This is a genomic window from Legionella cincinnatiensis (genome assembly GCF_900452415.1).
Classification (GTDB): Bacteria; Pseudomonadota; Gammaproteobacteria; order Legionellales; family Legionellaceae; genus Legionella; species Legionella cincinnatiensis.
The window spans coordinates 2,359,728-2,373,303 of the sequence record NZ_UGNX01000001.1; the positions used below are offsets into that span (position 1 = coordinate 2,359,728).

The window sequence follows — 13,576 nt, forward strand, 5'->3', positions numbered from 1 at the left end:
ACTCAAATTCACGCTCACTGCTTAATGGTTAACTTGAATGAGACAATATTTTTATAATCTCAAGACTGACTTTTGTTTGATGATAAGAGATAGACTAATTAATACAGACACATAAAATCTTATCTATCAAATGACATTTCTATATGTTTGATTAGTGATGCGCGACTCGGTATAGTCGAACTAATTCTAATCTTCGCGATATATATTCTGCAACATGTCTGAGAAAATCTATTGGGTTTATATTTTGCGATGTAGCAATCACACCTATTACACGGGTTACACAACTAATCTTGAAAAACGGTTTCAAGATCACCTCGCAGGCAAAGGAAGTAAATATACGAGAAGTTTCAAGCCACTTTCAATTGCTCAAAGTTGGGAAATTAAGGGCAATAAAACAAAAGCTATGCGCATAGAGCGTTACATCAAAACACTTTCGAAAACTCAAAAAGAGGAACTTGTTCAAAACCCAACCTCTAAACTCTTAGTAAATATACTATCAAATGAATTTTGAGCTTTAGATTGCGTATTTGAGATTTTTATATTTTATCAACTTATTGCATTATGCGTTGGATAAGAACAGTCTATTGAGTCACCGTTTATTCCAATTAATTATAGGATTGCGCTCTTCTTCAATTTGTATTTTTACCTCTGGGTGTTTTTTCCAAAATGTATGGGTAACATTTAATGGGGGCGGTGGGTTATTTACAATGGCTGTTTTGTTAGAAGAGCGAGGATGATTCAATATTGACATTGAAGGCATTATCAAGTTGGACTTCTCCTGTTTTTCTACCCGATTGTGTCTTACTTCAGACCGAACAGTATTATCAGGGTTTGGAGAGAAAATATTTCTTATTTTTTGCACCACATTATACATAAAATTTTCAATGAAATGCGGTACTCCCAATACACCTCCATGTTCATAGCTAATTGCCATAAATGATAATCCTACACTAGTAAAAACACCTATTGTTCCACCAATGAGCGATCCAACTATCGTACCTATGCCGGGCATTATTGCAGAACCTATTAAACCACCAATTACAGCTCCGATTCCTGTTCCCATTGTAAAATAAATACCCAAGATTGTGATCCCATAAAAACCCTGATGATCTCTATACTTATTACCGGTCAAAAGAGTACGGACTTTTCCCATTATGGTTTTTGATTCAGTCAATTCATTATTGGGATCATATTTTAATTCATCTATTTGATAAAAACGGAAATCAGCGCCATATTTCTTATCCAATTTTGAGGCAGCCTCATAAAAATCAATAAAATCGATTTTATTATTAAATAAATAAACACCATGATTTGGGTCCATATATCTAATTCCCTCTTTTTGCTGGCTTACATAGCAAGCATGTGCACCTACTGATGCTCGTTTTGATAAAAGCAATTCCTTTTCTTCATGTCGTTTAGCAAAATTATATATTTTTTCAGCCTGTTTTCTTGGATTAGGGCAAAAATGCTCTCGAGTCAGTCGTTTTCGTTTTATAATGTCTTGATCTTTATTACGATCCAATTGATTTTTTTGATAATTATGAATTTTCTCATTAAGCTGCACAAAATAATCAGGATTTTTGTATGGAGAAATCTCAGGATCCACCATAGAAAAGGTAAAACCATAACATTCGCCTTTAGAACCTCCTAATCTGAAGGATTTTCCTTGCTTTAATTCCGCAATTCTATAAGGGAAAACTTGAAATTTCTGATATTCTATGGAAAGAGATGAGTTTGATGGAGTATTAACTCTGTTATATTTTCTTTGTATTATTGTTAAGTCATTTAAAATAAAATGCAGTTCATTTTTTTTAGAGATGTGGGTATTCATTTGAAGATATTTTGCGATTAACTCGATTTCATTCGACAGATTTGCATAATCATCTTGATTCACTCGATTATTGAGTTTATCCCTCAATGTTAATACAAATTCTTTATCCACTGGAGATAGAAAAGAGGCTGTGCGAAAGAAATGGAGTCTTCTTGATTCATATTTCTTTAAATATTCATCAATAAGGTCTATACATTGATATAAACTCATCGCTGTTACTCCTATTATCCTGTAAGTTTTTATCAAATCACCAAGGACTATCCACTTCAGGAATGATTACAGTTGATGCTTATATTTAATCAATGGGTGTTTTTTTTGTACAGTGAATTATATGAATAGCTGATATTAATTCTAGTAATAATTAATATTTATCAATACGTAATATGAATTTGTGCGTTTTTTATCGCCGAAAAATATTAAGCACGTCTTGTCTCTTAAAAGAAAACATTCTCATGATTATGTGAAACAATTGGGTTTCTGCAATAATGATTTAATTATTTCAATCATCCATTGTAGTGGTTTGTAATTAGTTAATCGCATATGATAAAAAAAATAAATACTGAATTCCTTATTGGGAAACGGAAAGGGTTTTATAATAAATTGATATCTGTCTTGCAAAAAAACAGCCAGCTTCATTGGAACTGTTGCAATTAAATCAATGTACTTCACTATTTCCATCGCGCTAATAATGTTAGACACTGTTATTTTTATATTTCTGTGACGATATTGATGTAAAGCCTTATATAAAATATTATCTCCTTCCAAGTAACTGACTTTTATATCTATTTGTTCCGACTCTAAATACATGTCTTGAGTTAATTCTCGATTTGCAAGTGGATGGGCTTTATTCATAATACAGGCGGCTTCTTCTTCGAGTAACAATTCTTTATTAATAGTAGGTCCCGTCTCAATAAACCCTGGAGCGATAACAAAGTCCAGCTCATTTGCCAATAAATGTTCGAGACTAAAATATTCACTTACAGAGGAAACATGTAAGGAAAAATTAGGGGCATTTTTAGCTAAATAAGCGCATAAACGTGGCAGGATCATGTATTCTCCATGACCAGCTAAAGCCGTTTTAAACAGAAACTTTTCACTTTGCGGCTCAAAAATGTCTTCCTGAAAAATAGAATTGGAGGTATTTAAAAATTCATTAATTTTGGGTTCTAACTTCAGTGCTTTTTGCGTTGGTTGCAGTCCTTGAGGTCTTCGAATGAATAAAGGATCATCAAAGAGATCCCGTAATTGTCTTAAGATATGACTCATTGCAGTTTGACTGATACAAGACTTTTCGGCTGCCTTTGATACAGAGCGCTCGGTTAGCAAGGTACTAAGATGTAATAACAAATTAAGGTTAATTTTTCGAATATCCATTTTTGCAGAACCTTATTTCTGAATAAATATCCCTGTTAATTTCAATTTTAATCTTTTTCTTTTCAGATAGCCTTTGCAATAAAGCATTCCCATGCTTTTAATAATCTTATAGTTAACAGTATTAATATTGGTGAGTAAACAATATTGGTATAAGTGGATAGCAATGATAATCATTATTCCAATAATTGGCTCTATTCAATGCCCTCGATCGGAGTATACTTCCCATATTATCTAAAACACCAATCATTGAAAACCCTATAGCTGGCCTAATGTATATGGGCTCATCCGTTTTCACAAGTTTCCGGCTAATGAAAAATAAACTATTGCATACATAAATCCAATTATTAATGAAATTTTATTCAAGTGTAGACGAATTTCTTAGCAGCCAAATTAATAATACACGTACAGCCATCTAATATGATGATAATTCAAGTTCACTAAATCAAATCCAATTACAAAATGAAAGTTTATACATTATTAAATGAATCGTGCACGTCAGCCTTTTTATCCGTGTCCGGCCGAGGAAAAGTCGTGGTATTTCATTTTCCGTAATTTTTACAGGGCCGTGGATCCATACCTGAGTGTCCAAGATTAGGAAAGAATTAATATACTTTTTATGGAAATTTCGGGATAATGCATTGGATTTTTCGGAATAATATGTTGGATAAATCGGAATAATAATCTGGATTTTTCGGAATAAATAACAATATACTTTAATAATATATTAATTCAGTCTCAAATTATCAGGCGATAAAAATGTTTGAAAGAAAATTAACTGCTGTTGTTATTGAATTGTTAAAAGAGTTTCGCATCGTTTACCTTACTGGACCACGGCAAGCAGGCAAGACCACATTGACAAAATCTATTTCACCTGACTACGGACTTGAATATGTTTCATTTGATAATCAAAATATACTTCAATCTGCTCAAAACGATCCAATTGGCTTTATAGACTCTTTTAAAAGCAAAAAGTTGATATTAGACGAATTTCAATATATCCCAGAATTAATTCCCGCAATTAAACAAGCATCAGATAATCTTCCTATAGATGAGAAAGGTAAATTTCTTTTAACTGGCTCTGCTGATATTTTCAGATCTGGAAAAACTCAGGAAGCTTTGCCAGGCCACATGGCCAGCCTTGAACTTTACCCCCTATCCTTATCGGAAAAATTTAATACCCAAAACAACATCATCGATTTATTATGTAACCAAAATTTTAATATTAATCTGATAGAAAATCTTAGCCGTCAGCAATTGGCAGATTTGATCCTTCAAGGGGGTTATCCTGAAGTCCAAGATAAAAGTTCGAGAGGTAAACGGATTTGGTATGATTCTTATCTTGAAGGTCGCTTATTTAAAGATTTTGAAACATTATATGCTGCTCGAGGTGACTATCGCTCCAAATTAAAATCATTAGTACCCTATCTGGCAGGTCTTGCTGGAAATCTTATTAAATACTCAAATATCTCGAATGATCTTGGCCAAGAAGACAAACTGATAAAAGCATACATAGAGATTCTTGAATTAATGTTCATCATTAAAATCGTTCCCGCTTACTTAAAAAACAAGGCTAAGCGGCAAGCGATTAGCATGCCTAAACTTCAAATGATTGATACTGGTCTGGCATGTAGCCTTCTCGGTATTAAAAACAAAGATCAATTAATAAATAGTTCTTATTTTGGCGGACTTTTAGAAAATTTGATTTTCATGGAATTATTAAAACAAAATGGTTGGTCAAATGAACAGGTAGGTCTTTTTCATTTTCGAGATAAGTACAAGAATGAAGTGGATATAGTCTTAGAGCGAGATAATCATCAAATCATCGGAATTGAAGTTAAGGCCTCTGCTACTATAAAGCAACAAGATTTTAAAGGACTAATCAAGCTGGCAGAATTTAATCCCGCAAAATTTCAATATGGCATTGTCTTTTATTCTGGCAAAGAGGTATTACCTTTCTCACAAAATAATGTGCAACTATATGCTTTGCCAACAGGTTTATTTTTAAAATAACTACTAAATAAGAGCTTCCAGAGAAGCTCTGTGCCCTAAGGGCTAAGTCCTGCAGAAGTAGTATTATTAATTTATGCTTCAATTTTCAAATCAATTTATGAATTTGCCTGCTTCGACTGTACTGTTCGAAATGACATTTTTAGTGGATTCCTCCGATAAATTACTGGGGGGAATTTGCGTATTTGAGTACGACACTATTATACATCGTAGGACATTTATAGTGACTCTATGAGATATGAATTATAATAAAATCAATTGCCTATTTTTCAACTAGAGGACTAAAAATCCTCCTGTCGGCAGCTCGACTCTGCCTCTGGCTACCATGAGAATCCGAGTATAATCAATAAGTCAAACGCTTTTTTATCTCTCTTAAATAGATTAGATTAAAATCATCTAATCTCCCTCCCTATCCTAGTCCCATTAGAAAATATAATTAAATTATGGCCTATAATTTAAACATGTTGCATTAATTTTTAGTCTGCCATGAAATTAAAAATTGACCCCACTTTGATTAATAACTCCCCTCAGGAAGCACAAGCATTAGGTGCTTACTTGATTAAGAATGATTTAGCTTTTCTAGAAAAGAAAGGAGAACATAAGGTAACACCTTCTCTCGAACTAGAAATAACTCATAATTTGATTCTTGATCAAGAAAATAACAATTCTAACATTAAACGGTACTATGTTATAAGTAAAGACTTTCTAGGAAAAGGGGCTTTCAGTAAGGCCAGAGGAGCTATGGGTTATATTGACGTTGACATAGCAAGTGGTAATGTTTCATATACACCAAGTGGAGACAAGGCTATTAGAGTAAAAAACACCAAGTACGCCCAAAAGAAAAGACAAGATGCGGGTACAACTCCATATAGCCATTCAGAAGCAGTTGCAGATTATCAACAAACTAGAAACTTTAGTCATATAGGTATGCAATCCCCTATTGAGGTTAAAAAATCTCACGCTCAACTCGGCTTATTTTCAAAAAGTTATGCGATCATGAATAAGTTAAAAGGTCGAGATCTTGATGTAGAAATTGACGATTTTATTGATAATGCTGCTCCTGACACTGCAACAATGGTTAAACGTGTCCTGCTCCCTATATTGGAAGCATATAAAATACAAATTTCCGATAAAAATTTTGTTCACAGAGATATCAAACTAGAGAACATACGAGCTTATCTATCTGTGTTGGGATCTACAATTAATTTTTTAGATGTAGATAGTGCTTTAAAACTTGGTGCAAATGATACTGCTTATGGTAGCCCAGGCTTTTTACCACCAGAGCTCTCTCAAATTACATCATCAAATACAATACCAGTGACTCAAGCAAGAGACATTTTTCAACTTGGTGTATTGTTGATAGCGTGTTTGAATCCTACTTTAAATCCTAACGCTTACTTTCCAAATGAGTTAAATGCACAGAATGGTAATGAGGTTGTTCAATTCGCGCTTGAACAACTACAACAGAATGGATGTTACGATCCAGACAAGATGGGACATGATTTATTTGAGTACATCCAAGACTCTCTCATCATTTCTCCATCAGAAGAAACTGACCTACGTAACGAGATAAAGGAAATTTTAAAGAAAATGACAAATAATGATCCGACTATACGTCCTGACGTTGATACTGTTATTTCTAAACTTAATGATGTATTAGTTAGGTTAGAACCGCAGCAACCAGGTATCGTAATGTAGGATGCAAGCAAACCAAGATTCTAGTAATGAAACATTATTTGACTCAGAAGAATGAGAACAAATACGTCATTGATTTCTCACCACAACTTCCCTAGTCTCATTGGACTTAAATACCTTCAGCAAATTATTAGCCGATGAATCATCATGATTCGATCTCACATATTTCCCATTGACTTGGTGAAAACTAGATACATAAATTTTGCCATTCTGCATCAATCTGGCCAATTCTTGTGCACGAAATTTTCTCCTGTCCTCAAGTTCAAAAATTACGAAACGTCGTAATTTGTGAGAGTATTCTGCTGAGCGCATCCTCGCCATCATCGAAGTAATAATAACCTGAGCAAACAAGACCATATTGCCATTCACTACTAAAGCTGAATCAGGAGTACCATCAACAGATAGTTCACCGGCAGGAGTTGAATCATCAAGAGAATCAGCAAGTAAGCTTAGTTGAGCACCTAGGCCGGAACCCAGGCTGTCTCGAAGAACATTAGGGGCATTGTCAAGTTCCACGCCGCTGTTCCAAACTTTCTGCACCAGTGTTAGCCACAAAAGAATACCTAGAGCAGTTAGGCTTCCTACTCCAGTGAAGAGAAGTGCCGATGCTCCAACGGTTATTACCCATCTCAGCGCTCCATAGAATATCTCATCGCTGTCATCAACATCTACATCAATTCCGGATGTATCCATAGTCATGCCTGTTGTACCACGGATCAGCACCGGAATAGCCACACCATTAAAGTCTATATCAACATCGGGAGCCACATCTATAACAGGTGTATCAATTGCTCGAATTACATGTCCTGTTATTTGAATTCCATTATCAGCCATCGACATTGACAAGGATGTTATCTTGGCACTGTCAACTTCCTGACCTATTTTGGCAGTGGCGCCTCTCCCCAACACCATGTCCAAAAAATTCCTGTTATATGCTATAGCAAGTCCGGTTCGTGGTGCGACAAAACTTTCTGTTATTGTTAATGCTGCAGACGTTGTTGGCGGGCTGGCTGATACTACGAAGGCATCGACACTGTCAGAACCAGCCGGTGTTAAGGTAATCTCAACATCCCATTCAGAAGCTTCGGGCTTAGTATCGGGAACGATGAATCTTGTGTTATTCAGACCTTCCACCAGACTATTGGCGATCGGCAGCCGTGTATTTGCCAGTATATCCTGCACTTCAGAACTATTCATGAAATTGTCGATATCACTTGCAATTTCAGCAGGTGAAGGAGTTCCGTCAACTCCATCATAGCGAAAGCCGATCTCCGCAACTGGATCAGAATCTACCAAGATGACTGTTAATTTTGCTGCAGCATCAAGAGGGACCGTCAATGGAGGTGCATTTGGATCAGAGGCAGGTCGTATTTCGATCGTTCCCAAAATACGTAATACACTTCGGGGAGAATCAGGTCCCTGAGTTATCATTGCAAACTCTAACGGATCGAGAAGAACAGTAATATGAGATAGTTGTCCTCCAATGTCCCGGTCAAACTCCAGATGATCCGGTAATCGGCCAAGCCGAGTTAACTCACGAAGAAAATCAGTGATTACACTAAAAGAAATTCCAACTGCAGCATCTGCGTTTCCTAAATCAATATTCATGATAATCTCCCTATTTGAAATATTTCATGCTATTAGGACGCCTTTCCATTCCATTAATTTGCCATTGCTTCACTTCATTAATATCCATTTCTGAAATAGCAAGCAACGGTTTGATCTTTAGTAGATAAATATTGATAATTCCATACAAATCATTGCAGAATCTCTTATAATTATAGCCAATTTTTTTATAAATAGCTCAAGGAGACTGTCCTTTCAAATGGTTGGAAAAATAACTTGGTTTTAGTTACAGCGCGCATCTTGGTTGCTTGCCACCAGATTTATCAAATACATCAACGATATTATGGTTTTCTTAAAGCATTTTCTCATGAATTTCTTGTAAGAATTTCAAGAAAACACGTATTTTTTTAGGAATAATACGACTTTGAATATATATAGCGTAAATAGGGGTTGGAGGAGGATAAAAATTAGATAAAATTTCTTCTAATTGATGACGCTTGATGGCCTGATTGACCATGTAATTTGGCAATCTCGCAATACCTAACCCACTTAATGCTGACTCCAATAATATTGAACTACTATTCACTTCCAATTTAGGGTTGATAACAACTGGTATCATTGCTGAATCAATTAAAAAAGGCCAATGACTCTGTCTTTGATTATACGAATAGATTAAACAATTATGATTTAATAATTCCTTCGGATGCGAAGGCACCCCTTTTTTCTTTAAATATTGTGGGGATGCACAAATAATCTCTTGATATACACCGATTTTTTTTGCCACCCTATCTAGTGGAGGCTCATGAGTCAAGCGGATAGCCACATCTATTTTTTGATCAACTAAATTGACTAATTGTCCAGTGAGGTTTATTTCCACTCTGATTTGAGGATAATCCTTAAAAAAATGGGGCAGATTAGATGCTAAAATGCAGTTGGCATAGGTAGGAGGAGCGGTTAAGCGTAACAACCCTTCTGCTTTATTTTGCAAACTTGCAATAGTATTTTCAGTATTTAGGTATTCTCTAACAATCAACGCCGCATGTTCAAATATTGCCTCTCCAGCTTGTGTAAGCTGTATGACTCTAGTATTACGATGTAACAATATAACGCCAATTTTTGATTCTAATTCATGCACCTGCTTGCTCACATAACCCTTTGAATAATTCAGGTGATGAGCAGCCTTAGTGAAACTCTTAAAGAGAGAAACATAATAAAAAATAATAAGTTGATAATAGTGCTTTTCCATTTATTGTTTCCCATCAGTAAACAATCTGTTCACCTTTATCTATGTTGTTCATTATAACATAAACAATTAACATGGCCTTGATACAAACAGTCCGATAAATAAACACAAGGCAACATGTTATGAAATCATTCATGAGTAAAAACTTATCCCACAAGCTGACCAAGCTTAAATTCTTTAACTGCAATAACAGGGGCGCATTTAAGAAATATTCTCTCCATACTGAGAGTAGTACCCGCTACCCCTTCAGCAACCTGAATAAACTAGGTGAAGTAACAGGTGTTACACCGGATATAGAAAAGCTTGGAGAGGAACAAACGGCAAAGTATCAAAAAGAATGGCAGAAACACGTAGAGAAAGTACATAAAGAGTTGTATACCCAAGGTAAAAATGAGCATAAATTTATAAAAAGTGCGACTATACGCTCTTACGACTATGCAGCTTTGAGATACATGGGTTTATCTACAGAATCAGTTTTTAAGATAAATCAAGATTTGATTACCTTTCTCGACAAATACGGGTTATTCACTGAAGGCCACACTGGTTGCTGGGATGGTGATATTTATATTGATAATCGCAACGCATTTATGGAAGTATTATTTAACAAAGGATATCCTAGCTCTAACATTACTTCGCACGTAAGAAGTATGGGTTTTTATGATAATCCCAGCATAAAAAAGCTTAATCAATATCTCACTTTACAAATTCGCAATCTAGATAAAGAACAGAAGAAAGAATTAATTGATTTTAATCCTCAGCCATTTAATCAATCGTATAAAATATAAATTAATGTGATTAAGAATTAACTCTACCCATACTGGGCTTAACGCCCAGCCTACTCTTGCTAATTCCACTGCCTTTTGATCGATGTCAATTAGCATAAAATTTGTACCTTATTTTCTATAAAATACTGCCATTATCACCCCTCCTTAGGTGTATCCATCCTACCAGTAGGACAAATAATGAAGAAGGCAGAAAAGTATTCGCACAATTGGTTGCTCAATACAACCAAGTAAACACAATTGGATTACTAATAAGGACAAATCCACCCATAACAAGTTCATGTTGAGATTTCCTCATTGGTTTGAAACAAAAGCGAAACTCATTTAATTAAGTATTAAATTTTTATTCATCCTCATAGCCCAGACATTTAATGAGATTATGAGCTATAATTAAAGTAGTATGTTTGATATTTAAACAATGCGTTAAATGGAGGTCATAAATATGTTCTTATCTACGATGAAAGATATCTACGAAGCTCGAGTTAAAATTGGGAATAATATAATATCAAAAATTACTGGAATAAAAGTTGATCCGTTGAAGGTACATTTGAGCGTACAATGTGATTTGGAGTCTTCAGGAGCTAACGGAGAAATCATAGATCTTATTACTGGTAAAATTATTTACAGATGCCGTAAGCAAACCATTGTAGATAAATAATTAATAAGAACTATTTTAAATTAAAAACAATGTTGATTCATAGTCTTGTCCTTTCATAAATCAGAAGCCTAATTTCACCATTATGTCTATCAATGCACACACAATAATCAATAAAAAAACATAATGGCACATAAGGTTCACTGTAAAGCACGTTTGGTAATACGAATAAAGATTTTTTTATAATTATGCGCTAAATAAAATTAACTACTTATCAAAGGTGCTTTTCATCAGCAGCAATACAGTTTCATTAATTGCTTGAAACGCTTTGTTGCTTTGGCGTTATGATGAGGCACTCAATTCCAACTGTCTTGAAATAAAATTTAAAAAGTTGCTACTTTTTATTTTATAATTTGGGCAAACGATACCGGGCATTATTGTCTGAGTAAATGTTTTACTTTATGCCGGCGGCGGCACCGCCAACATGTCAACATTGCTGAGCTGTAATAATCGTTTAGCCACACTTCCCATTAGCAAGTAGTGTAGTTTAGAATGTCCTTGTGTCCCAAAAGCTAATAAATCTGCCTTCCAGTTTTTTGACTGCAGATTAATTGTATCGGCCAAATAACCACCCATGATTTTTTTCTCAAATTGATCCTGTTTAACATGGCACTCTTTTAAAAAATGGTCTAGCTGAGCCATAATATTCTTTGATTCATCATGATCTATTTTTGATTTAAGTGTGCCAACAGCATCACCATTTAATTGCTGACTATTAAAAATATCCACAACATGCAGCAGCTGAAATCTGGCTTCTGGAAAGCATTGAAAAGTGAATTCAATGGCTTTTTTACTGGGTTTTGAAAAGTCAGTGGCAATAAGTATTCTACTATAGGAAAATGAGGGCTCCGTTTTGATTAGCAAAACAGGGGTGTTCCCTTCTCCTAAAATATCACTCGATGTGGTTCCTAACACATGCTCATCAATATAATACTGTCCATGAGCTCCTAAAATGATTAAATTTCCTTGATTTTGTTCTGTATATTGAATGATTTCATCTGCTGCCCTTCCAGCAAGAACTGACAGATCAACTGAAATATTGGTAGAATATTTCTTAATAAGGGAAGACAGCTTATCCAACGTATCTTTCTCTAATGAACGAATATCGTTTTGTTGTTCTCTGGTTGAATACGGTCCAAAACTTACTGATGGTTGTGGTAATACGTGTACAAAATGAAGAGAGATATGATGTCGCTCAGCTAAAGATATAGCTCTTTGTAAGGCATATTCGGCGTATTTAGAAAAATCAGTAGCAATTACTGGATGTTTTAGTGGCATTATCTTTCCTCTCAAAAAATATTTAATACAGTATGGCATGCTTGCTTTTTTAACAATTTCTAGGCTAGGAAAAAACAAGACCTTGCCCCACAACATCAATCAATAAGCCCTTACAGGTGATACAAAACCCTGTGGTTTAAGTGCCCAAAGCGAACAATCGATTTTTTGCAGAATATTTTCGGCTGTATTACCAATAATAAAACCAGATATTCCTGTTCGTGCTACTGTCCCCATTACTAAAATGTCAATTTTATTCTCCTTGATGCACGAAGGGATAAGTTCTGTAGGACGCCCTTTCAGGTGATATATGGTTGGTTGATCTTTTATGCCCGATTCATGAATCAGTGCACCTAAGGCACTATAATGCGAGCGACTCTCTTTCATAACCATTTCATCCAGCTCTGGTGGGGGAATATCAATAAGAACGCTACAGCGCAGATAATCTTCCAAAACCAATTCCCAGCAAGTAATAACACTTAATCGACTCTTATAATGAATTGAAAGAGCATGGGATAACCTTAAAAGGTTAATAGCGAGATCATGGCCTGAAACTTCTTCATCTTTGGGATCGATAGCAACAGCGATATGAATGGTTTCATCAGAGCTTATCGGACGATGAAGAAACAAAGCGCAAGGGCACTGGCGTAATAGAGCCATATCTAATGCTCTAAATCCTTTTTTATTCCCATTTTTTTCTGCTGCTTTCACTACAAGATCGTAGGAGTGACGAAGTACGCGCTGAATGATACGAATATCAGGTGTATTTCCATACTCGATTTCTATTTGTATTGATGGTTTTTTCTTATTAGGAGATAAAGAGCTTTTCGCAGAGTTAATGGTCCGATGCATTTTTTCTATAAGAAAAGTCTCATACGAGCTTTTATATTCATCAAGACTACGAGGGAAGGGAGGACATGTTATCAAAATATCAAGATTTGCGTTATTATCAGCTGCCAATCTTATAGCATGTCCTAAGGCATTTGTTTCTTCGTCAATTCCGTTACTTACAAACAGAATATTATGAAATTGCTTCATCCTTTTTCCTCCATGAGTTCATAAGCCAAATTTGACCTTCATTACTTTATTTAATTGATTTTTAGAGTAAACTTTAATAATTACATTTTAGGCTATTTTCTTGAGTAGGC

The 13,576-nt window shown here is 35.0% G+C and carries 11 protein-coding genes; 5 read left to right on the plus strand and 6 right to left on the minus strand.

What is annotated here, in order from left to right; all coding sequences use genetic code 11:
• The first annotated feature begins 214 nt into the window (after positions 1–214).
• On the plus strand, positions 215–511 hold the full coding sequence (locus tag DYH34_RS10585; protein ID WP_058465248.1) for a GIY-YIG nuclease family protein: 297 nt from the start codon (positions 215–217) through the stop codon (positions 509–511).
• A 78-nt stretch (positions 512–589) separates the two neighbouring features.
• Here the strand turns inward: DYH34_RS10585 and DYH34_RS10590 are convergent, their stop codons facing one another.
• Together DYH34_RS10590 and DYH34_RS10595 are read right to left on the minus strand one after the other, a co-directional pair.
• Positions 590–2,041, minus strand: a complete 1,452-nt coding sequence (locus DYH34_RS10590; RefSeq protein ID WP_058465249.1) for a hypothetical protein — start codon at positions 2,039–2,041, stop codon at positions 590–592.
• Between the two features lie 246 nt (positions 2,042–2,287).
• Positions 2,288–3,205, minus strand: coding sequence for a LysR family transcriptional regulator (locus DYH34_RS10595; RefSeq protein ID WP_058465250.1), 918 nt, complete (start codon positions 3,203–3,205; stop codon positions 2,288–2,290).
• A gap of 756 nt (positions 3,206–3,961) precedes the next feature.
• On the opposite strand from DYH34_RS10595, the gene DYH34_RS10600 reads away from it, so the two are divergent.
• Together DYH34_RS10600 and DYH34_RS10605 are read left to right on the plus strand one after the other, a co-directional pair.
• Complete coding sequence (locus DYH34_RS10600) at positions 3,962–5,215, plus strand: ATP-binding protein (protein WP_058465251.1); 1,254 nt, start codon at positions 3,962–3,964, stop codon at positions 5,213–5,215.
• Positions 5,216–5,698: 483 nt separating this feature from the next.
• Entirely contained in the window at positions 5,699–6,910 is a 1,212-nt protein-coding gene (locus DYH34_RS10605; RefSeq protein ID WP_058465252.1) for a protein kinase domain-containing protein, read from the plus strand.
• 66 nt (positions 6,911–6,976) lie between these two features.
• Here DYH34_RS10605 and DYH34_RS10610 read toward each other — a convergent pair whose 3' ends face one another.
• Positions 6,977–8,515 (minus strand): hypothetical protein, encoded by a 1,539-nt coding sequence (locus DYH34_RS10610; protein ID WP_058465253.1) that lies wholly within the window; start codon positions 8,513–8,515, stop codon positions 6,977–6,979.
• 310 nt (positions 8,516–8,825) lie between these two features.
• On the minus strand, positions 8,826–9,719 hold the full coding sequence (locus tag DYH34_RS10615; RefSeq protein ID WP_058465254.1) for a LysR family transcriptional regulator: 894 nt from the start codon (positions 9,717–9,719) through the stop codon (positions 8,826–8,828).
• A gap of 131 nt (positions 9,720–9,850) precedes the next feature.
• Between DYH34_RS10615 and DYH34_RS10620 the strand changes: the two genes are divergently transcribed.
• Positions 9,851–10,501 carry a hypothetical protein gene (locus DYH34_RS10620; RefSeq protein WP_058465255.1) on the plus strand — a complete coding sequence of 217 codons (651 nt, stop codon included), beginning with the start codon at positions 9,851–9,853 and terminating at the stop codon, positions 10,499–10,501.
• A gap of 439 nt (positions 10,502–10,940) precedes the next feature.
• The gene (locus DYH34_RS10625) at positions 10,941–11,156 is read left to right on the plus strand and encodes a hypothetical protein (RefSeq protein ID WP_058465256.1); all 216 of its coding nucleotides are present in this window, start codon (positions 10,941–10,943) and stop codon (positions 11,154–11,156) included.
• Between the two features lie 396 nt (positions 11,157–11,552).
• Here the strand turns inward: DYH34_RS10625 and DYH34_RS10630 are convergent, their stop codons facing one another.
• Both DYH34_RS10630 and DYH34_RS10635 read right to left on the minus strand, forming a co-directional pair.
• Positions 11,553–12,431, minus strand: coding sequence for a universal stress protein (locus DYH34_RS10630; protein ID WP_058465257.1), 879 nt, complete (start codon positions 12,429–12,431; stop codon positions 11,553–11,555).
• Positions 12,432–12,530: 99 nt separating this feature from the next.
• Positions 12,531–13,466, minus strand: coding sequence for a universal stress protein (locus DYH34_RS10635; protein ID WP_058465258.1), 936 nt, complete (start codon positions 13,464–13,466; stop codon positions 12,531–12,533).
• Positions 13,467–13,576: the final 110 nt, after the last annotated feature.

Bases quoted from the DNA above. Each gene is read 5' to 3' on its own strand.
- DYH34_RS10585 (WP_058465248.1), top strand. From the start codon at position 215: ATGTCTGAGAAAATCTATTGGGTTTATATTTTGCGATGTAGCAATCAC.
- DYH34_RS10590 (WP_058465249.1), bottom strand. From the start codon at position 2,041: ATGAGTTTATATCAATGTATAGACCTTATTGATGAATATTTAAAGAAA.
- DYH34_RS10595 (WP_058465250.1), bottom strand. From the start codon at position 3,205: ATGGATATTCGAAAAATTAACCTTAATTTGTTATTACATCTTAGTACC.
- DYH34_RS10600 (WP_058465251.1), top strand. From the start codon at position 3,962: ATGTTTGAAAGAAAATTAACTGCTGTTGTTATTGAATTGTTAAAAGAG.
- DYH34_RS10605 (WP_058465252.1), top strand. From the start codon at position 5,699: ATGAAATTAAAAATTGACCCCACTTTGATTAATAACTCCCCTCAGGAA.
- DYH34_RS10610 (WP_058465253.1), bottom strand. From the start codon at position 8,515: ATGAATATTGATTTAGGAAACGCAGATGCTGCAGTTGGAATTTCTTTT.
- DYH34_RS10615 (WP_058465254.1), bottom strand. From the start codon at position 9,719: ATGGAAAAGCACTATTATCAACTTATTATTTTTTATTATGTTTCTCTC.
- DYH34_RS10620 (WP_058465255.1), top strand. From the start codon at position 9,851: ATGAGTAAAAACTTATCCCACAAGCTGACCAAGCTTAAATTCTTTAAC.
- DYH34_RS10625 (WP_058465256.1), top strand. From the start codon at position 10,941: ATGTTCTTATCTACGATGAAAGATATCTACGAAGCTCGAGTTAAAATT.
- DYH34_RS10630 (WP_058465257.1), bottom strand. From the start codon at position 12,431: ATGCCACTAAAACATCCAGTAATTGCTACTGATTTTTCTAAATACGCC.
- DYH34_RS10635 (WP_058465258.1), bottom strand. From the start codon at position 13,466: ATGAAGCAATTTCATAATATTCTGTTTGTAAGTAACGGAATTGACGAA.